This window comes from Streptomyces sp. NPDC039480, assembly GCF_055597165.1.
In genome coordinates, this window is record NZ_JBVITX010000014.1 from 224,831 (window position 1) to 244,640 (window position 19,810).

Sequence of the window (19,810 nt, forward strand, 5' to 3'; positions counted from 1 at the left end):
CACACCACAGTCAGTCGCGGGACAGACGCCGCCTCTTTTCGGACATGAGGATCAGGGCTGTCAGGACGAGGATCCCGAAGACCGTGGCCCCGAGGCCGGCTGCCCAGAGGCTCGGATATTGCCGTGAGGTGTCGGTGCCGCCCGGCCCGCCTCGGCGACCTCCGCCGAAGGGCCACGTATCCACCACGGCCCCGCCGATGACGACCAGCACGACGAAGCCGCCGAGCGCCGCGCCCGCCCAGGCGAACGACCGGGCAGCGTGCCGCTGCCAGTCGAGGGAGGTCAGGGCGGCGAACATCAGCAGGAGCAGGCCGGGGACGGCCAGCCCCATCAGCACGGCGAAGCTGTGGACCCCGCCGGGCCAGGAGGCTCCGGCCCAGCGCCAGACGTCCTGCCCCCAGAGCTCGCCCCCGACCGCAGGGACACAGACGACGCACGCGATGACCACCACCATCGCGAGACAGGACTTGTAGTCCCGTCGGCGGGTAGGCGCAGGCGCCCCATCCGAAACGGGCGCCTGCTCTTCGTCCTGCTCCACTGTCACGTATCCCTGGTCGTCTCGACGCCAACGGACCATGCCCTCGTCGGCAGTTCCAGCGTGCTCGGCTGTCGACAGTAGCCCGGAGAGGCGACCGCGTCCCATGCTCGGCTCGTCGTGCGATGCGCCTGCGGTCACGAACGGGCAGAGGGGGAACGCGGTCGCCGCCCGAGCTGTCAGCCGGTCAACCGGTCAGCGGCGCACCCGCCACGTGAGCGAGTCGGACAGCAACGTGCGCAGTTCCGGGTCGAGGACTGCTTTCGTCGGGTTGGTGGCGCGGACCGTGAGGTGGTGCGTGCGGCCGTCGGACGGGACCCCCAGGGCGCGTGGGGTCACGGTTGTGTCGCCGTCGGCGTGGCGGACCTCGCGGCCGTCTACGCTCCAGCGCAGCCGGATGCCCTCCGCCGCCTGCACACGGACCTTGGTGTCGCGTCGCACGGTGCGGTCCGTGGGCGTGACCGCGGTGACGACGGACGCGTGCCGGTGGAAGCCCGCGATCATGGCCTCGCGGCCGGGCAGGTTGAACTCGCGGCCGAGCGTGCGCATGATCGAGTCGGTCGTGGGGCGGTAGAGGCCGCGCGGGTAATAGCCGCCGCCTTCGTACGCACCGACCTTCCCGCCGTCCGGCGAGGTCCGGCCGATCCACCGGTACCACTTCTTCTTCTGCGCCGTCAGCTGGTCGGCCCGCAGCTTGCTGATGTTGGTCTCCCAGGGCTCGGCGCCCCGGTACGTGCCGTACTCGTCGTACCAGTACTCGTCGGCCAGCTTGCCCAGCGAGTGGCCGGTCTCGTGGACGACGACCTGGTCGGACTGGGCGTTGTCCGAGGAAGCGGTGGCGATGCCGTCGTAGCCGGAGGGTGAGGTGATGTCGTTGTAGCCCGCGCCGCCGTACTTGGTGGAGTTGGCGAGGACGATGACGAGGTCGGGGTCGGCGGCCTTCTTCGCGTACGACTCGACCTTGTTGGTGTCGACGCAGAGCAGCCGCTCGATGCCGTCGCAGAAGAAGGCGGAGCCGAGCGCGGTGTCCTTGACGGTGCCGCTCGTCGGGTCGCCGGAGACGCCGGACTGCCGGGAGACCGCGTCGACCGCCCAGACGTTGAAGAGGCCCTTGTAGGAGGCGTACGGCTCGACGGCGGAGACCTTCGCCCACTTGGCGCGCACGTCGGCGTGGAAGTCCTCCTGCTGGGATGCGGTGTAGCCGTCGCCGATGAAGACGACGTCGAGCTTGGCGTCGGTCGGCCCCGCTTCGACGATCGGGACGACGTCGCCGTCGCCCTTGATCTCCGCGCGCTCCTTCGCGGAGAGCGCCGGGGAGGCGGGGACCTCGGTGTGCCGGGGGTGGCCGGCGGGGCCGGTGAAGTACTCGACGTGCTCGGTCCGCGCGGCGCCCGGCTCCGGGTCCGCCGCCGTGGCCGTGCCCGCGGGGCCGGTGGCGACGACCGCCGCGGTGAGGGCGATACCGGCGGCGAGGGCCGTGCGCAACGACCTGCGTCTGGCTCCACCGGATGCTCCACCGGATGCTCGACCGGGTATTCGATACGTGGGGGGCATGGGCGTCCTTTCGAAGTCCGCGATGTACGCGATATAAATGGCGAGTTAAGCGGGGTTAAGGCGCGGCTCAACGTAGAGGCTTCCGGGACGCCAGGCAATGGGTGTGCCTCAAGTTGCTTGCGGGGTGGACGAGTTCGCGCCGCCCTGAGTACATGGGCTCGACTTCACGTACGAAGAGACAGGCATCCGAAGCGACAGATGTCCGGAGAGGCAGCGGTGACGCAGAGGAGTTCCGGGGGCCTGCTACCCGACGACCCGGCCGAGATCGGCCGGCGCGTCCAACGCCTGCGCGGCGAACGCGGGCTGACCCAGCGCCAGTTGGCCGAGCCCGCCTACACCCCCGCGTACGTCTCCACCCTGGAGTCGGGCAAGGTGCGCCCCTCCGAGGCCGCCCTCCGCCACCTCGCCGCCCGCCTCGACGTCAGCTACGAAGAGCTGGCCACGGGCCGCCCCGCCCACCTGGCCGCGGGGCTGCGCCTGCGGCTGACCGACGCGCGGCGCGCCCTGGCCACCGGCGCCCCCGAGGACGCCGCCGCGCTGTTCGGCGCGCTCCACGAGGAAGCCGTCGAGCACGCGCTCGTGGCCGAACAGGCCGACGCCCTGCTGGGCCTCGGCGACTGCCTCCTGGAGTCCGGCGACCTCACCGGCGCCCGCGACCGGTTCGCCGCCGTCGAGCGGCTCCTCGCCGACGAGCCGCTGCCCCGCCGCGTCCCGGCCATCAGGGGCCGCGCCACGGCCCACCTCCTCACCGGCGAACTGCGGTACGCCTGCTACCTGTTGGAGAGCACCCTCGACGAGCTCGACACCGCGGGACTGCACGACCCCGATGCCCTGCTGCTCCTCTACACGGCGTCCATCGCGCCGTACATGGACATGGGCGCACACGCGCGGGCCGCGCACGCCGCCGAGCTGGCGCTCGCGCTCGCCCCGCGGGTCGACGATCCCGCGCTGGTCGCGGGGATGCACCGCGGCGTGGCCCGCACCCTCATCGCCGAAGGCCGCATCGCCGAGGCCGACGCGTCGCTCGCCAAGGCCCAGGAGCTCTACCGCCAGCTGCACATCCGCACCGAGCTCGCGCACTGCCACTGGATGCGCGGGTACGTGCACGCGCAGGACGGCGATCTGGAGCGCGCCGAGACCGAACTGCGCACGGCCCGCGACATCCTCGCCTCCAAGCGGGCCGCGCTCTTCACCGAACAGGTCGAGGTCGAGCTCGCGGACGTGCTGCGGCGGCGCGGCAGGGCCGAGGAGGCGGAGGCGCTGCTGCGGCCGCTGCTCACCGCGGACGACGACGAGACAGGGGGCGCGGGGACGCTCGGGGCCGGGTCGCTGGGGGCCGGGCGGGGCGCGGTGCACGCGGGCGGCGCGCACCGGCTGCTCGGGCTGATCGCCGAGGAGCGGGGCGACACCGAGCGCGCCGAGGAGCACTACTGCGCGGCGCTGTCCCTCCTCGAACGCTCCAGCGCGGTCGGCGACCTGGCGGACCTGTGCCGCCTCCTGGGCGATCTGCTGCGCCGCACCGGGCGGGTGGAGGCCGCGATGGACGCGTACCGCACGGGCCTCGGCCACCGGGCCGCACCCGGCACGACCACCTTGGGGCCCGCGCCCGCCACTCCCCCGATGTGAGCCGCGACGGGACGGGACGTGCAGGACGTGCGGGTGGCGCCTGCACGGACAGCACCTGCATCGAAAGATGTACGGCCATTTCATCCACGGCTACGACTCCCATGATCGCGCGGGCGCCGAGGATGGTGAGTACCCCCTGATCCGGCGGTTTCCAGCGGTACCGAGGAGAGACACATGGCAGGCCCGCAGCGCACCTCACCCGCCCCCTCGCTCACCGGAGCCCTGGGCCGGGCGCTGGGCGGCGGTCTCGTCATGGCCGTGGCGCTGGGCGCGGGTACGGCGGTGGGTCCCGTGCTCGCCGACGCCGTCGGCCTGTCCGGGTTCCTCGCCCGGCTCGTTCCGGCCGCGCTGGTCAGCGCGGTGGCCCTGCCGCTCGTCGTGCTGGCGCTGCGGCGCCGGGGCGGCTCCCTCAAGGACATCGGGTTCGGCGGCCCGGGCGACAGCCTGCGGGCCCTGCTCGCGGGGGCGGGGATGACGGTGGGCGCCGCGGCCCTCGTGCTCGGCGCGGGGACGGCCGCCGGCCTGCTGAGCTGGTCGCGCCCCGATCTGCCCGAGCTCGCCGGATTCCTGGTGACGAACGGCGTGGTCGCGCTGCTCCTGGAGGCGCTGCCGGAGGAGACGACGCTGCGCGGCTGTACGTGGACCGCGCTGCGCGGCCGGTTCGGTGGCCTGGCCTCGGCACTCGGCACGACGGCCGTGTTCCTGGTCGTGCCCGGTCTTTCGACGGTGGTGGAGGCCGGGGTCGCGCCCCTCGTCGGCGGGGACGCCGGTCCCGTCGGGCTCGCCCCGGGCGGGCAGGACCCGGTCGGTTACCTGATTCTGCTGACGGTGTTCGGCCTGATGCTCGTCTCGGCCCGTACTGCCGTGCGGCACGCCCCGCTGTGGGTGGGCATCGGGGCGCATCTGGCGTTTCTGACCGTCAACCGGGTGGTGTTCGAGGGGGACAAGCGTGGCGCGGGCTGGTCCGTGGAGGTGTCGTCCCCGGACGTGGAACTCCTCGTACCGGTGTATCTGCTGGTCGCCATGGCCGGGTTCGCGGTGTGGCGGCGGGTGGCGAAGCGGCGTGGGGACAGTGACCTGGGCAACGGCAGCGGTGCAACCACCTCCGCGTCCCTCAGTCGTCGAGCAGCCGCCACGCGGTGAGGGCGAGCCGGGCGCGGAGCAGCCCCGTGGGCTCGGTCAGGTCGATTTCCAGGCTCTTTCCGAGCTGTTCGAGTCGGCGGGCCACGCTGCTGTGGTGCAGGTGCAGGAGGTCCGCGGCCCGGCGCAGGGAGCCGGTGGAGCAGTAGGCGTCCAGGGTCTCCAGGTCGGAGGCGGCGGCCTCGCCCGCGGCCAGGCGCGCGATCGCGGCCACGTCGGCGTTGTCCCGTACGGCGTCGGGCGAGACCTGTGCGAGCAGCGCGAGCGCGCCCAGTCCGTCGTGGGGGACGACCGGCCGGCCCGGGGTGGCGAAGCGGAGGGCGGTGCGGGCTTCGCGCCAGGACCGTTCCGGACTTCCGGCGGTGCCGACACCCGCCCGTACACCTGCCGGGAACGCGCTCTGGTCGACGGTGGTGGCCAGGATGACGCCCACGTCGGCGAGCGGTGCCGCCTTCACCGGCCGGGAGGGGCAGATCAGGGCGCCGATCCGGTCGAGCGGCAGTCGCGAGCGGACGGCGACGGCGCGGACCGGCAGGCCGGCCGCGAACCCCAGCAGGCGCAACGCCCTTGCCCGGGCGGCCTCTTCGCTGTCGCAGCTGATGGCGAGCTCGACCAGGGCGGGGTCGGCCATTGTGGTGCGGGCCGGGCCGTACCGTTCGACGGCCGCCGCGGCGGCGATGGCGAGCCGGTCGAGGAGGATGTCGTCGAGCGGTTGGGGCGGTCCTGGGCGCTCCAGCCACACCGTGCCGATCTCCTCCTCGTCGAGGGTGATCGGCGTCGTGCTGGACGCGGGTGACGGCGGGGCGGACGTCGGGGTGCCCTCGGGCGAGATGCGGATCGCCCGCCCGGTGCCGTGCAGGAGCACCCCGGTCACACACTCGGCCAGGCCCGCGGAGGCCCGGGCGAGCGCCTGGAGGTCCAACCGCCGACGCATGAGCGTGTCGTAGAACGTGACGACGCGGATCGCGCCCTCGACGTGCGGGTCGAGTCCCGACAGCCGTACCGCCAGTGCTTCCATCCCAGGAGGATAGGGGCGGGTGAGCCGGGTGAGGTGATCGCGGTCGGCCGGATCGACACGGTGACGCCTCATGGACCGCGATGGGCGGCGTGCTGCACCATGGCGGGCAGACAGACAGCTGCTCAGCGTTCCGCGCCACGACAGTCACGCCACGGCACGCCAGTCACGTCACGACAACGCCCTGACAGCCCAGGCCGTCGCCTGGAAGGGAGCGGCCTCTTGGCCTCCTCACCGTCTCCGTCGCCGTCTCCGTCGCCCCTCTCCGCGTACCGCGCTCCGCCGCCCGCAGCCGACGTCGTGATCATCGGGGGCGGGGTGATGGGAGCGAGCATCGCTTTCCACCTCGCGGAGGCAGGCGTACGCGACATCGTCGTCGTAGAGCGCGGCGAGCTCGCCTGCGGCAGCTCGGGGAAGCCGATCGGCGGGGTGCGGGCGCAGTTCTCCGATCCGCTCAACATCGAGCTGGGCCACCGCAGCCTGCGCGCCTTCCGGGAGTTTCCGCGCCGCCCGGGCGCGGACATCGGGCTCGACACCGTCGGCTATCTGTTCCTGCTGACCAGCCCCGGCCAGGCGGCCGACTTCGAGGACGGCGTGCGGACGCAGAACAGCCTCGGCGTGCCCAGCCGCATGATCGGCCCCCGCGAGGCACGAGCGCTCTGCCCCTACCTCAGTACCGAGGGCCTGGTGGCCGCCGCCCACTCCCCCGCCGACGGCCACGCGCGTCCGGCGCTCGTCGTCCGCGGATACGCGCGTGCCGCGGCGCGGGCCGGTGCCGTGTTCGCGACGCACACCACGGTCACCGGCATGGACACGGCCGGCGACCGCGTCACCGTCGTACACACCGACCGCGGTCCGGTGTCGTGCTCCGCGGTCGTCTGCGCCGCCGGGGCCTGGTCGGCGTGGATCGGCGCCATGGTGGGCGTCGAGCTCCCGGTGCGGCCGCTCCGCCGCCAACTCGCCTTCACCATCCCGCTGGTGCCCGCCGCGCCGCGCATCCCCTTCACGATCGACTTCGCGTCGTCGGCGTACTTCCACAACAGTGACGACGGACTGCTCCTCGGGCTCGCCGACCCCCGTGAGACCGAGGGCTTCGACACCACGTGGACGCCGGGGTGGCTGGAGCTGTTCCGTGCGGTGGCGCGCCGACGGGCCCCGGCCCTCGCGGAGATGGCGGTGTTCGGCGGCTGGGCGGGTTTGTACGAGGTCACGCCGGACCACAACGCGCTGATCGGCCGCTGCACCGCACCGGCCAACCTCCTTTACGCCACCGGGTTCTCCGGGCACGGCTTCCTGCAGGCCCCCGCGGTCGGTGAGATCGTCCGCGACCTGTACCTGGGCCGGCGGCCGTGCGTCGACGTCGCGCCGCTTGGCGCGGACCGCTTCCGGGCCGGGTCCGCGAGCCGCCCGGAGGCCCATGTGGTGTGACTCCGAGAGGACCCGCAACCCCGGCAGGACTCCCGCGACGGCTCCTGAAAGGACGACGTGCCGATGATCGAACAGTGGCGGCTGCGCGCCGCGTTCGCCGCCCGGCTCTCCCGGATGTACGGGCGTGAGGTCCCCGCGTACACGACGCTGGTGGACGTCTCCCGCGAGGTCAACGAGGACGTCCTGCGCGCGCGGGGCGCCGACGCGGAACGCCTCGGGACCATCGGCCGGGTCACCGCCGAACGGCACGGCGCCATCCGGGTCGGCACCCCCGAGGAGCTGGCGCGGGTCGGCCGCGTCTTCGGTGCCCTCGGCATGCGCCCGGTCGGCTTCTACGACCTGCGCGACACCCCCGCGAGCGCGCTCCCGATCGTGTCGACGGCGTTCCGGCCGGTGGACGAGGACGAGCTGGCCCGCAATCCGTTCCGGGTCTTCACGTCCATGCTCACCGTGTCCGATCCGCGCTTCTTCGACGCGGATCTGCGCTCGCGCCTCGCCACGTTCCTCGCGGGGCGCGAGCTGTTCCCGCCGGAGCTGCTCGCGCTGGCCGACCGGGCGGAGGCGGAGCGGGAACTGTCCGACACGGACGCCGAGCGGTTCCTCGAACTCGCGGTGCGGGCCTTCGAGTTGTCGCCGGAGCCCATCGACCGCGAGTGGTACGCGGCCCTGGAGCGCGTCTCCGCCGTCGCCGCGGACATCGGCGGCGTACGCAGCACCCACATCAACCACCTCACCCCGCGCGTCCTGGACATCGACGAGCTCTACCGGCGCATGACCGAGCGCGGCGTCAAGATGATCGACACCATTCAGGGGCCGCCGCGCTGGCCGGGCCCCGACGTGCTGCTGCGCCAGACCTCCTTCCGGGCGCTCGCCGAGCCGCGTGCGCTGCGCACCGCGGACGGCAGCGTGACGCTGGGCGCGCTGCGGGTGCGGTTCGGCGAGGTCGAGGCCCGCGGCATCGCGCTGACCCGGGAGGGCCGCGCCCTCTACGACCGGCTGCTCGGCCTCATCGACGAGCGGGCCGGGCACCGGCCGGCGGGCGAGCGCGGCGATGTCGCCCGCGCCGTGTGGAGCGAGCACCTGCCGCCGACCGAACACGAACTGGCCGTGCGCGGGCTCGGGTTCTTCACCTACCACGCCGTCCCGGAACGGCCCGCGGACGGCAGCCGCCCGCCCTCCGACCTCGCCGGCCTGCTTGGTGGAGGCTGGCTGCGTGCCGAGCCGATCGTGTACGAGGACTTCCTGCCCCGGTCGGCCGCCGGCATCTTCCAGTCCAACCTCGGCGACGCGGGATCCAGGAACAGCGGCCAGGAAGGCAGTTCGTACGACGCCGACCGGCTCGCCGAAGCCATGGGCCGGGAAGTCCTCGACCCGTTCACGCTCTACGAGCGGCAGCGGGACCGCTCCCTCGCCCGACTCCCCCGTGCACTACTTCCTCAGGGAGCATCATGACCGGCATCGCCCTGCCCACCACCGACGAGTTGCGCGCCCGTGCCCGCACCGGACTCGACCGCATCGGCGTCACGGTTCCCGAGGGCGACGGCCTGCGGGCCCGCACCCCCCTCACCGGAGATGACCTCTTCGGCCTGGCCGCGACGGGCACGGCCGGAACCGAGGAGGCACTGACCGCGGCCCGTGCCGCCTTCCTCGACTGGCGCACCACCCCTGCGCCGCGCCGCGGCGAACTGGTGCGGCGCCTCGGCGAGTTGCTGCGCGGCCACCAGGAGGACCTGGCGGACCTGATCACCATCGAGGCCGGCAAGATCCGCTCCGAGGCGCTCGGCGAGGTCCAGGAGATGATCGACATCTGCGACTTCGCCGTCGGGCTCTCCCGGCAGCTGTACGGGCGCACCATCGCGTCGGAGCGGCCGGGGCACCGCCTTGCGGAGACCTGGCATCCGCTCGGTGTCGTCGGTGTCGTCTCCGCGTTCAACTTCCCTGCGGCGGTGTGGTCGTGGAACACCGCGGTCGCACTGGTCTGCGGCGACACCGTGGTGTGGAAGCCCTCCGAGCTCACCCCGCTCGTCTCCCTGGCCTGCGACCGGCTGCTGGCCAGGGCCGCCGACGACGTCGGTGCGCCCCGGGACGTGCACCGGTTGCTGCTCGGCGACGCGGCCGTCGGTGAGCGGCTCGTGGACGACCCGCGGGTCGCTCTGGTGAGCGCCACCGGTTCGACGCGGATGGGGCGCGAGGTCGGCCCGCGCGTCGCCGCCCGCTTCGGGCGCTGTCTGCTCGAGCTCGGCGGCAACAACGCGGCGATCGTCGCACCCTCCGCCGATCTGGACCTCGCCCTTCAGAGCATCGTGTTCGCCGCGGTCGGGACCGCTGGGCAGCGCTGTACGACACTGCGGCGTCTGATCGTGCACCGCGACATCGCCGACACGCTCGTCGGCCGCCTCACCGCCGCCTATCAGAAGCTGCCCATCGGCGACCCCTTCGACCGGGCCACGCTGGTCGGGCCGCTCATCTCCCTGCGGGCACTGGACGGCATGCACGCGGCGCTGGACCGTGTGCGCGGTGAGGGCGGCGAACTCCTCGCGGGTGGCGCCCGCCGCCCGGCCGCGTCGGCGCCGCACGCCGCGTACGTCGAACCGGCCGTGGTCCGCGTCGCCCGGCAGACCGACGCCGTCCGCGAGGAGACGTTCGCGCCCCTCCTGTACGTCATGGCGTACGACACCTTCGACGAGGCGATCGCCCTGCACAACGACGTGCCCCAGGGCCTGTCGTCGAGCGTCTTCACGCGCGACCAGCAGGAGGCCGAGCGGTTCCTGTCCGCGGAGGGCTCGGACTGCGGCATCGCCAACGTGAACATCGGGACGTCGGGCGCGGAGATCGGCGGTGCGTTCGGGGGCGAGAAGGAGACCGGCGGCGGCCGCGAGTCGGGGTCCGACGCGTGGCGCGCCTACATGCGGTCGGCCACGAACACGGTCAACTACTCCAGCCGCCTCTCCCTCGCCCAGAACGTCAGCTTCCTCCAGTAACACTGCGGACCGCGGCACAACCCGCAGGGCTGTGCCGTCTTATCTCTGGAAACGAGCACGCCCTCCAGAGAGCGGGTGACCTGCATGGAGCAGATGAGTGACTTTCGAAGCATCGCGGACCGTGTCGAAATCGAGGCGCTACGCGGTGAGTTCACTGACGCCGCGATGATGCGCGACTACGACCGTGCCGCTTCGCTGTTCACTGTGGACGGTGTGCTTCGGATGCCGAATATCCCCGTTGAACTCCAAGGCCGAGAGGAGATCCGCGCCTGGGGCATGCGGGTGCCGGACGTCGTCGACTTCCTCGTGCAGAACACTCATCCCGGCGTGATCCGGCTTGACGGCGACACCGCGTCCGGTCGCGCTTACATGTCGGAGATCGGGCGCGGCCTGGATGGCCGCGCACGCCTGAACTACGCCATCTATCACGACCGTTACCAGCGCACCGGCTGTGGCTGGAAGTTCACCGAGCGTGCTTATGAGGTCCGATACGAGGACTTCTCGCCGCTGACCGGCTCGCCGCCCCGCCCGGACGAGAATCCATGACCGGCCGGGCATGGCTGCGGCCCCCTCCGGGCGTGCCTGGCGACGGCTGGGCGTCCACCACCTGTTCCGGAGAAGGCCGACAGCCGGGCCGACCCGTCGGCGCGTCCTAGCAGAGCGCTACCTCCGTCACGGCGCCATCTCGTACGTCCCCGCCAGCGCCTCGACGCGCTCCCAGACGCGTGCCGAGCGGGCGTCGTCGACCACCGGGCGGCGGACGGCGGCCAGCGCCCAGCTCTGCTGGTCGGCGGTGGCGGAGTCCTTGCCGTGCAGCTCGACGGCGTGCGCGGAGAAGTCCCGTACGAGGACGGCGAAGAGCTCGTCGAGCACGTCCTGGTCCAGGCCGGTCAGGCGGGCCTGCTCCAGGATCAGCTGACCGTGCACGACCAGCGCGAACAGCTGGCCGACGGCGAGGAGCAGGTCGAGGTCGCGGCTCTGCTTCTCGTCGGGGGCGGCGGTGGTGACGAACTCGCACAGCGCGTCCGCCTGCTCGCGGAAGCGGGCGACGTTGGGCACCTCGGCGTACGCGTCGAAGGCGGTGCGCCAGTCGTGGAAGCGGATGGCGCCCAGGCCCCGGGCCGGGCCCTGCCGGAAGAGGAAGTCGTCGTCGGCCGCGTCCAGGCGGGTCGGCACGGGCGCGTACTCGGCCGGGTTCAGCAGGTGGTTGCCCATGAACTTGAGGATCAGCGCGAGGTTGACGTGGACGGTCCCCTCCAGCTTCGGCAGACCGCGGATCTCGATGGCTGCCTGCGCGAAGTAGTTGTCCTTCTCGAAGCCCTTGGCGGCGATGACGTCCCACATCAGGTCGATGACCTTCTCGCCCTCGGTGGTCACCTTCATCTTCGTCATGGGGTTGAAGAGGAGGTAGCGGCGGTCGTCGGGCCCGGCCGAGCGGAAGTAGTCGACCGCGCGGTCGCTGAACAGCTTCATGCCGACGAGCCGGACGTACGCGTCGGTCAGCTCGCGGCGCACGTGCGGGAAGGCGGTGACGGGGCGGCCGTAGAGGATGCGGTTGTGGGCGTGGGTGACGGCCTCGTACATCGCGTGCTCGCAGATGCCGATGGAGGCGGTGCACAGGTTGAACTTGCCGACGTTGACGGTGTTGAGGGCGGCGTCGAAGGCGGCGCGGCCCGTGTGCAGGACGTCGTCGGGACCGACCGGGTAGCTCTCCAGACGGAACTCGCTCACGTACTTCGACGAGTCGACGACGTTCTTGACCAGGTGGTACGCCTCGTGGCGGCTGTCGGCGGCGAAGAAGACGTAGCCGTCGGGGCCCTCGATGTCGGTGCGGCGGCCGAAGACGGAGACGAGGCCCGCGGCGTTGCCGTTGCCGATGTAGTACTTGGATCCGGTGGCCCGGAAACCGCCGTCGCCGTCGGGCTCCAAGAGCATGTCGGTGGAGTAGATGTCGGCGCCGTGGGTCTTCTCGGACAGGCCGAACGCGAACACCTCGCCCTGGGAGAGGAGTTCGGCGGCGCGGTCGCGGGCCGCGGCGTTGTCGCTCTGCCAGACGGGGCCGAGGCCCAGGATGGTGACCTGCCACGCGTACCAGTAGTCGAGCCCGTAGAAGCCGAAGATCTCGTTCAGGGCGGCGATCCGGGCGGTGTCCCAGCGCTTGTCGCCCTCTCCCTCGCCGGCGGCCGAGGCCGGGGTGAGGAAGGTCGCGAAGAGCCCCTCCTTGGCGGAGAACTCCAGGAAGTCCGCGAGCCAGGCGCGGGAGCGGTAGTCCTCGATCAGCCTGCGCTTGCCACGCGCCTCGAACCAGTCGACGGTGGCGCGCAGCAGCCTGCGGGTCTCGGGGTCGAAGTGGGTCGGGTCGTAGGTGGTCGGGTTGAACAGCAGCGGGTCGGCCATGGCGGTTCGCCTTTCCGGCTCAGGGGTGGGGAAGGGATGGGCGGGAGAGCGTCAGTGACCGATCCGGTGGAGGGTGGCGAGCACGTCGTCGAGCCAGTCGAGCGTCATCCGCTCGTACGCGATGCCGCCGCGCAGCACGACGTGCTGGAGCTCCCGTCCGGCGTCGGGGGCTTCGGGGGCCGGGGCCTCGGGCCCGGTGAAGTCGCGCCGCTCCCCCGCGAGGTAGTGCGCGAGCCGGTCGGCGTGCGCCTGACGGTGCCGCTCCACCTCGTGGATCAGCTCGGCCGGATCGTCGAAGGCCGCGCCGCGGATCTTCACGGCCAGCTCGTGCCGCATGCTCTCGGGCTGGATCGGTTCCTGCAGCCACGCGGAGAGCGCGGACCGGCCGGGGCCGGCGACGGAGTACTCCTTCTTGTCCGGCCGGTCCTGCTGCGCCACCTCGCGGGCGGCGATCCAGCCGTCGCTCTCCATGCGCTTGAGGACGCGATAGATCTGCTGGTGGGTGGCGGCCCAGAAGTAGCCGATGGAGCGGTCGAACCGCCGGGCCAGTTCGTACCCGGAGCCCGGCTTCTCCAGCAGGGAGACGAGAATCGCGTGCTCAAGCGCCATGCCCGAATCCTTCTATGCAACTCGTTGCATAGACAAGCGCCACCGGCCAGGTGAGACGCGGCTCACCCGGGGCGCGTGCCGGTCATGGGGCAGTGCCCAGGGTCAGCTGTGGGCCGTGTGGAGCGCCTGTGCCATGGAAGAGGACCCGTCGGTGACGAAGGAACGGATCTGTGCCAGGTAGGCATCGCGGTCGATACGGCCGTCGCCGTCCTCGTCCAGCGCGTCGAAAGCCGCGCGGGCGTTGTCGGCGGGGTTGCCCAGCGCGTGGCGCAGCTCGGTGAACTCCGCCCGGTCGAGGTGACCGTCACCGTCGGTGTCGGCCAGGTCGAACAGCGAACCCAGCGCCGGCCTGCACACCTCGTCGAAGGCCTCGCCACCCGCCCACGCCTCGTACTCCTCGAAGGTCACCCGGCCGTCCCGGTCCGCGTCCATCGACGCGAAGACCTGCTCGTGCGCGGCGCGCGCCACGGACAGGAGCGGGTCGTCGTCCGCCCGGCCCAGCGCCTGGGCCGCACGCTCGGGCCGGGCGAGGTACTCCTGGCGGGAGATGACCCCGTCGCCGTCGACGTCCAGCATCGAGAAAATGTGCCGCTTGGCCGTGATCGTGTCCATCCGAAACCCTCATCCCTGCGCGAGGCCGAAGGAGCGGCGGGCGCCGCTCCCACCCCGGGAACGATCACAGCGCTGCCGGGTCACCACCGCTGCCGCGCAGGCGGACGCCTGACCGGTGGCTCAGGCCGTCCCGAGCCGGCGGACGGCGGCCAGCGCGCGGTCGGCGTGTGCGCTCATGCGGAGTTCGCTGCGGACCACCTCGGCGACGGTGCGGTCCTTGCCGATGACGAACGTGACGCGCTTTGTGGGCGCCAGGGAGAAGCCGCGGGCCACACCGAACCGGCCGCGCACCACACCCTCGGGGTCGGAGAGCAGCGGGAAGCCAAGGGTGTGGCGCTCCGTGAACTCCCGCTGCCGTGCCACCTCGTCGCCGCTGATTCCCACGGGCCGCGCTCCCGCGGCGTCGAACTCGGCGGCCAGGTCGCGGAAGTGGCAGGCCTCCGCCGTGCAGCCGGGGGTGAGGGCCGCCGGGTAGAAGAACAGCACCACCGGGCCGTCCCGGAGGAGTTCGGAGAGCCGGCGCGGGGTGCCTGTCTCGTCCGGCAGCGTGAAGTCCTCTACGGTGTCGCCGACCGCCACGCGCGCCGTCATGCCCGGCTCCTGCGCGACGTACGGTTCATGGGCGGCACGGAGCCTCCCCGCGTACGGTCCATCGGCGACACGGTGCCTCCTCAAGTGGCGGGAGCGAAACCCTACTCGATGGCCGCAAGACCCTGCCGCCTGCCCTCCCCACCGGCCTCGACCTCCCGAAACGCCCTCGTGCGATGCTGGAGCACGCCGGGAGGCACCGAGAGAACGACGGGGAGTACGGCATCACCATGGCAGTGGCACGACGGACAGCGAAGGGCGTCTGGGATCGTTTCTCGGCATCCGACCCGGGACTCCTGCGGCTCATGGCGGGACTGCGCACGGTCGGGGCGATCCTCCTCGCGCTCGCCGTGCTCGCTCCCCTCGGCACATCGGTGACCCATCTCGTCGCGGGTGCGATGACGGCGATGGTCGCCACCTTCGCGATCCAGGAGAAGGAGGTCCGGGGGCAGGCGATCACGCTGGCGCTCGGGCTGCCGGTGGCGCTGGCGGCGATCTCGCTGGGGGCGCTGCTCAACTCCCGGGTGGTCACCGGCGACCTGTTCTTCGTCCTGTTGATCTTCGGTGCCGTCTACTGCCGCCGCTTCGGTGAACGGGGCACCGCACTCGGCCTGATCGGCTTCCAGGTCTACTTCGTCTCCCTCTTCGTCGACGCGTCCACCTCGGCGCTGCCCGAGCTCTGGCTGACGCTGACCATCGCCTTCGCGTGCAGCGCGGTCGTACGGTTCGCCGTGGTGCCGGAGACGCCCGAGCGCACCCTGGCGCGGCTGCGCGAGGCGTTCCGGGCCCGGCTGGCCCAGCTCATCGCCCACCAGATCGAACTCCTGGAAGCGGACGCGGAATCGTCCGAAGGCCTGGAGAAGATCCTCGACGACCTGCGGCGCAGCACCGCCCGGCTGCACGAGGCCGCGCTGATGATCCAGGGCCGCCTGGAGGAGGGCACCCGCGACGCCGCGGCGGCCGCGCTGCTGCAGCGCAGGGTGGCCGACGCCGAGATCGCCGCGGAACGCCTCGGCGTCCTGCTCCTCAACGCCCGCAGCGCGGAGCGCGTGGAGACCCTCACCCTGCACCTGCCGAGCGCCTCCGTACCGCTGTCTCGGCGCGGCCGGATCGGGCAGGACGCGGGGACCGCGCTGCGCAGGGACCTGCGGGCGCTGCACCTGCTCGTGGTGCGCCTGGTGCCCGACGACCGCGGCACGGCACTCCCGTACGTGCGCAACAGGCTGCTCGGCTACCGCGAGGAGCAGGGCCTGCCACAGGGTTCGCCCGCGATCCAGGACTGCTTCCGCGCGATCGGCGAGGCGGCGCGCGCCATTCTGGGCCTCCGGCTCGCGACTCACGGGGCGCGGGACGAGGAGTACGACACCCCCGAAGCGATGCGGTCCCGGGAGGAGTTCGAGGCGGAGGAGATCTCGATCGCCGGTGAGGCCGCGGACGCGGAGGAGCCGGAGCAGACCGGGCTGCGGCGGCCCACCACCAGGGCGGCCGTGCAGGTGGCGGTGGGCTCGGCGCTGGCCATCGTGGGCGGCGAGTTCCTGTCCACGCAGCGGTGGTACTGGGCGGTCCTGACGTGCTGGGTGGTCTTCCTCAACACCGCGTCGACGGGCGAGATCATGGTCAAGGGCTACCGCCGTCTCGTCGGCACGGTGCTCGGTGTGGTGGCCGGGGTGGTGCTGGCCGGCGCCGTCGGCAACCACACGTGGGCCGCGTTCGCCCTCGTCGTGCTCTGCGTCTTCGGGATGTTCTTCACCGCGCCGCTGTCGTACGCGCTGATGTCCTTCTTCGTGACGGCGATGCTGGGCCTGCTCTACACCCTGCTCAACACCTACAGCCTCGACGTCCTCGTGCTGCGGATCGAGGAGACGGCGCTCGGCGCGGCCTGCGGGATCATCGCGGCGGTCCTGGTGCTCCCGGTGCGGACGTCCCACCGGACCGACGAGGAGCTCGGCACGGTGCTCGCCCGGCTGCGGGACGTCGTGTCGGCCGCGGTGGGTCAGCTGAGCGGCGGCCCCGCGGTCGACCTCGTGGACCTGGCGCGCGACCTGGACACGGCACTCGACGACCTGCGCAGTTCCACGAAGCCGTTGACGCACCCGATCGCCCCGCTGCGGGCGCGGCGGCAGACGGCCCGGTACATCGTCGCGCTCCTGGAGACCTGCGCCTATCACGCCCGTTCGCTGGCGGCGACGGCCGAGCTGGTGCCGTCCAGCAAGAGCGTCGCGGCCGACGCGCGACTCGCACTCGCCGGACGGCGCATCACGCACAACATCGACCTGATCGCCGCGAAGGTGCGCGACGAGGAGCCGGACGGCGTCATCGAGTCCGGGTCCAGCATCGCCTCGATGCTGGACAGCGGCCGCCACGAGGTGCTGCGGACCGGTTCGGTGGCGTTCCGCGTGCTGCGGCATCTGCAGCGGCTCGACGAGGGCATCGTGGGCCTGGCGCGCCCGCTCGGCGTCCCGCTCGCGGCGCCCGAGGAGAGCGGTGGCGCGACGGGGGCGCGGAAGAAGGCCTGAGGCGGGCCGGGCGGCTGCTGCTGGGGACGCGTCGTCGTCCGCGGCGGCGATGACAGCCGGGGAACCGGCCGCCTACCGTCCTCCAAGTGATCTGTGCATGAGCACCTCTTGGAGGAGGAAACCGTGAAGCGCATCGGCATCATCGGAGTGGGCGAGATCGGCCGGGCCATCGTGACGGGCCTGTGCGACGGGGACGACACGTCGTTGGAGGTGTTCCTCTCGCCCCGCGGGGCCCGCACGGCTGCGGAACTGTCCGAGCGATACGAAGGTGTGCGGGTCTGTGCCGACAATCAGGAGGTGGTGGACCGCTCGGAGGTGGTGCTCATCGCCGTACGCCGACAGGACCGGCACGAAGCTCTGGCCGGTCTGACGGTGGACGACGACAAGACCGTGGTCAACGTGATGGCCGGCGTCGCCAATGACGAGCTGCGACGGATGCTGGCCACCGGCGCCCCGCTGGTCCGGGCCATCCCCCTCCCCGCCGTACGCGAACGCCGCTCCGTCACGGTGACGTACCCGGCGCACCCGGTGGTGGAGGCTCTCTTCGCGCGCCTGGGCGGGGTGCTGCCGGTCGCGGACGAGGCCGCCTTCGACGTCTTTTCCGCACTCACGGGAACGTTGACCACCCACTACTCGTATCTCGCCACGCTCACATCGTGGGCCGCCGACCAGGGCATCGCCTCCGCCGACGCCGACCGCTACATCCGCGGGCTCTTCCAGGGCGTCGGTCGCACCCTGAGCGACGAGAGCCGCTCACTCCAGCAACTGGCCGCCGACCACGAGACTCCGAACGGAAACAACGAACGCATACGCACCACATGGTTCGGCCCGGCCAACTCCGAAGCCCTCCACGAAGCCCTCGACGGCCTCCTCACCGATCTGAGGCAGCCGACCGCGAACCCGCGGTCGGACCGACAGGAGTCTCACCTCTGGCTCAGCGCACCCAGGCGCTGTACGACATGACGTCCCCTGCCTTCATCCCGTACGTGCGGTCGTCCTTGGTGACCGTGTCCTCCAGGCCCAGGACGTCGCCGTCCGCCGGGTCCAGGATCAGCATCCGGCGCAGTCCGTCGCTCTCGTGGACGTACGCCTGACCCGTGCGGCCGAGGCGGTCGGTGACCGTGCCCGCCGGGCGCAGGCCGTCGGCGTCGGCGAGGAGGTGGGCGAGCGCCGCGGTCTCGCGGGCTCCGGGTGTCCAGTGGCGGAGGAACATCGCGACGGCGTCGAGGAGTTCGCGGGTGTCGGTGAGGGGGGCGGGGGCGCTCGGGCGGCTGAGCTCGGCCAGGTAGCGGCGGAGGGCTTCCGGCGTGTGCGGGGGCCGGGTCTGCGGAGGGGCCGTGCCCGTGCTCGGGGGGTAGGTGCGGTCGCTGAGGACCTTGCCGTCGTGGACCGTGCGCGGCCCGTCGTCGCCGTCGGCGATGACCGGCTTCCCGGGGCGGCGGGGGTCGGTGGCCACGACCAGTTCCGTGTGGCTGCCGTCCGCGCGCCAGCGGGTGACGCGCTCCTCGGGCAGGGTGATCGGTGCTTCGGCGCCGGGGCCCGACGCCAGCGCCAGGCTCCATGTCCGGACGTGCGTTCCTCTGCGCAGGCGTGGCGCGTTCTCGGCGGCCGCCGACGCAGAGGCCCGGTCGGCGATCCGGTCGAGCGGCAGTGGCGTGGACCCCGACCGGAGCGTGAGGGGGTGGGGGGCCGCGGCGGCGGGCGCGCTGCTCGACCCCGCGAGGACGAGGGCCAGCGCGGCCGCCACAGCGAGCGAGACCATCTCGATGCCCCAGACGAGGCGGCGCACTTGGCGTGCGGGCCTGCGGTGTGCGGCGGGCGCGCTGTGCAGGAGCAGGTTCAACTGCCGTTCCGCGTGGCCGGGCAGGGGCCGGTCGCGGTACCGGATGTCGTCGCCGGGCGCGGGGTCGGCGGCGCGCAGGAGGGCGAGTTCGTCGTCATGAGCCATGGCCGTGGTCCTCCGGAACGGTGGCGCGGGTCGCTTCAGGGGCGGGCCGTGCGGCCGGCGGGGGCCGCATGCGGTCGATCTCGGCTCTCAGCCGGCGGCGGGCGCGGTGCAGCCTCATCGCCGCCGCGCGGGTGCCGCAGCCGAGGGCGGTCGCGAGCTCTTCGGTGTCCAGTTCCTCCCAGGCCGTCAGGCGCAGCACCTCCTGGTCGGACGTGGAGAGCCGGTCCAGGGCGTCGTGCACCCAGTCGCCCGGACGTTCGGCGTCCGGGCCCGCCACGACGTCCCTGCGGTGGCGGCTCTGGTCGTGGCCGATCCGTTCGAGCAGGCGGCGGCGACGCCCGTAGCCGCGGACCGCGTTGGCCAGGCAGCGCCGCGCTATCCCGTAGAGCCAGGGCAGCGGGGTGGGTGGCAGGTCGGCGCGGCGCCGCCAGGCGACGGCGAACACGTCGGCCACCACCTCCTCGGTGTCGTTCGTCGGGCCGCCGAGCCGCCGTGCCACGTAGCGGCTGACCGCCCAGTAGTGCTCGCGATAGGCAGCGGCGAAGGTTTCGTCGTCGCTCACGGTTACGAAGTGTCCGGCACGGCGGTGATCGTCACAGGTGCGGGGTGTGATCCATGTCGCTCCGCGTACCTGTCACAGAACACCGCCCGCCGGACACAGGCGGGGCATGGACAGCAACACCGTGACGCCGCCGCCCGCGCGCGCCTCAGACCCCGAATCCGTGCCCGCGCGAACGGCACCCCGGCCCCGGCGCCCCGGACATGCCGTGATCAAGTGGCTGACCACCACTGACCACAAGACGATCGGCACGCTCTATCTGGTCACGTCGTTCGCGTTCTTCTGCATCGGCGGTGTGATGG

17 protein-coding genes and 1 pseudogene are annotated in these 19,810 nt (G+C 72.4%); 9 read left to right on the forward strand and 9 right to left on the reverse strand.

The window, feature by feature from the left end:
• Nucleotides 1-10: 10 nt before the first annotated feature.
• On the reverse strand, nucleotides 11-454 hold the full coding sequence (locus ACZ56E_RS35310; RefSeq protein WP_471220637.1) for a hypothetical protein: 444 nt from the start codon (nucleotides 452-454) through the stop codon (nucleotides 11-13).
• Between the two features lie 276 nt (nucleotides 455-730).
• Nucleotides 731-2,020 carry a M64 family metallopeptidase gene (locus tag ACZ56E_RS35315; protein ID WP_471220639.1) on the reverse strand — a complete coding sequence of 430 codons (1,290 nt, stop codon included), beginning with the start codon at nucleotides 2,018-2,020 and terminating at the stop codon, nucleotides 731-733.
• Between the two features lie 267 nt (nucleotides 2,021-2,287).
• On the opposite strand from ACZ56E_RS35315, the gene ACZ56E_RS35320 reads away from it, so the two are divergent.
• Complete coding sequence (locus ACZ56E_RS35320; RefSeq protein WP_471220641.1) at nucleotides 2,288-3,715, forward strand: helix-turn-helix domain-containing protein; 1,428 nt, start codon at nucleotides 2,288-2,290, stop codon at nucleotides 3,713-3,715.
• A 174-nt stretch (nucleotides 3,716-3,889) separates the two neighbouring features.
• The gene (locus tag ACZ56E_RS35325) at nucleotides 3,890-4,858 is read left to right on the forward strand and encodes a CPBP family glutamic-type intramembrane protease (RefSeq protein ID WP_471220644.1); all 969 of its coding nucleotides are present in this window, start codon (nucleotides 3,890-3,892) and stop codon (nucleotides 4,856-4,858) included.
• Here the strand turns inward: ACZ56E_RS35325 and ACZ56E_RS35330 are convergent.
• Complete coding sequence (locus tag ACZ56E_RS35330) at nucleotides 4,830-5,873, reverse strand: PucR family transcriptional regulator (RefSeq protein WP_471220646.1); 1,044 nt, start codon at nucleotides 5,871-5,873, stop codon at nucleotides 4,830-4,832. The two genes, ACZ56E_RS35325 and ACZ56E_RS35330, sit on opposite strands and share 29 nt — an antisense overlap.
• 297 nt (nucleotides 5,874-6,170) lie before the next feature.
• Between ACZ56E_RS35330 and ACZ56E_RS35335 the strand changes: the two genes are divergently transcribed.
• From ACZ56E_RS35335 to ACZ56E_RS35350, 4 genes are all read left to right on the forward strand, one after another.
• Nucleotides 6,171-7,298 carry an NAD(P)/FAD-dependent oxidoreductase gene (locus ACZ56E_RS35335; RefSeq protein ID WP_471220688.1) on the forward strand — a complete coding sequence of 376 codons (1,128 nt, stop codon included), beginning with the start codon at nucleotides 6,171-6,173 and terminating at the stop codon, nucleotides 7,296-7,298.
• A 63-nt stretch (nucleotides 7,299-7,361) separates the two neighbouring features.
• Nucleotides 7,362-8,750, forward strand: a complete 1,389-nt coding sequence (gene hglS, locus ACZ56E_RS35340) for a 2-oxoadipate dioxygenase/decarboxylase (protein WP_471220648.1) — start codon at nucleotides 7,362-7,364, stop codon at nucleotides 8,748-8,750.
• Entirely contained in the window at nucleotides 8,747-10,279 is a 1,533-nt protein-coding gene (gene amaB, locus ACZ56E_RS35345) for an L-piperidine-6-carboxylate dehydrogenase (protein ID WP_471220651.1), read from the forward strand. The genes hglS and amaB overlap by 4 nt, the downstream gene beginning before the upstream one ends.
• Nucleotides 10,280-10,363: 84 nt before the next feature.
• Nucleotides 10,364-10,825 carry a nuclear transport factor 2 family protein gene (locus ACZ56E_RS35350; RefSeq protein WP_471220654.1) on the forward strand — a complete coding sequence of 154 codons (462 nt, stop codon included), beginning with the start codon at nucleotides 10,364-10,366 and terminating at the stop codon, nucleotides 10,823-10,825.
• 126 nt (nucleotides 10,826-10,951) lie between these two features.
• Here ACZ56E_RS35350 and ACZ56E_RS35355 read toward each other — a convergent pair whose 3' ends face one another.
• From ACZ56E_RS35355 to ACZ56E_RS35370, 4 genes are all read right to left on the reverse strand, one after another.
• Complete coding sequence (locus tag ACZ56E_RS35355; RefSeq protein ID WP_471220656.1) at nucleotides 10,952-12,676, reverse strand: acyl-CoA dehydrogenase family protein; 1,725 nt, start codon at nucleotides 12,674-12,676, stop codon at nucleotides 10,952-10,954.
• A gap of 51 nt (nucleotides 12,677-12,727) precedes the next feature.
• Nucleotides 12,728-13,285 (reverse strand): PadR family transcriptional regulator, encoded by a 558-nt coding sequence (locus ACZ56E_RS35360; RefSeq protein ID WP_471220658.1) that lies wholly within the window; start codon nucleotides 13,283-13,285, stop codon nucleotides 12,728-12,730.
• A 102-nt stretch (nucleotides 13,286-13,387) separates the two neighbouring features.
• Entirely contained in the window at nucleotides 13,388-13,897 is a 510-nt protein-coding gene (locus tag ACZ56E_RS35365; RefSeq protein ID WP_471220659.1) for an EF-hand domain-containing protein, read from the reverse strand.
• Between the two features lie 120 nt (nucleotides 13,898-14,017).
• Nucleotides 14,018-14,488 carry a peroxiredoxin gene (locus tag ACZ56E_RS35370; protein ID WP_471220661.1) on the reverse strand — a complete coding sequence of 157 codons (471 nt, stop codon included), beginning with the start codon at nucleotides 14,486-14,488 and terminating at the stop codon, nucleotides 14,018-14,020.
• A gap of 227 nt (nucleotides 14,489-14,715) precedes the next feature.
• Here ACZ56E_RS35370 and ACZ56E_RS35375 point away from each other — a divergent pair, with 227 nt between their 5' ends.
• Nucleotides 14,716-17,001, forward strand: a complete 2,286-nt coding sequence (locus tag ACZ56E_RS35375; protein ID WP_471220663.1) for an FUSC family protein — start codon at nucleotides 14,716-14,718, stop codon at nucleotides 16,999-17,001.
• A gap of 123 nt (nucleotides 17,002-17,124) precedes the next feature.
• Nucleotides 17,125-17,964, forward strand: coding sequence for an NAD(P)-binding domain-containing protein (locus tag ACZ56E_RS35380; RefSeq protein WP_471220665.1), 840 nt, complete (start codon nucleotides 17,125-17,127; stop codon nucleotides 17,962-17,964).
• Here the strand turns inward: ACZ56E_RS35380 and ACZ56E_RS35385 are convergent.
• Nucleotides 17,936-18,949 carry a CU044_5270 family protein gene (locus ACZ56E_RS35385; RefSeq protein WP_471220667.1) on the reverse strand — a complete coding sequence of 338 codons (1,014 nt, stop codon included), beginning with the start codon at nucleotides 18,947-18,949 and terminating at the stop codon, nucleotides 17,936-17,938. The two genes, ACZ56E_RS35380 and ACZ56E_RS35385, sit on opposite strands and share 29 nt — an antisense overlap.
• Entirely contained in the window at nucleotides 18,939-19,511 is a 573-nt protein-coding gene (locus ACZ56E_RS35390) for an RNA polymerase sigma factor (protein ID WP_471220669.1), read from the reverse strand. Before ACZ56E_RS35390 ends, ACZ56E_RS35385 begins: the two co-directional genes overlap by 11 nt.
• Before the next feature lie 106 nt (nucleotides 19,512-19,617).
• Here ACZ56E_RS35390 and ACZ56E_RS35395 point away from each other — a divergent pair.
• A pseudogene (locus ACZ56E_RS35395) lies at nucleotides 19,618-19,810 on the forward strand (aa3-type cytochrome oxidase subunit I); the annotation flags it as partial.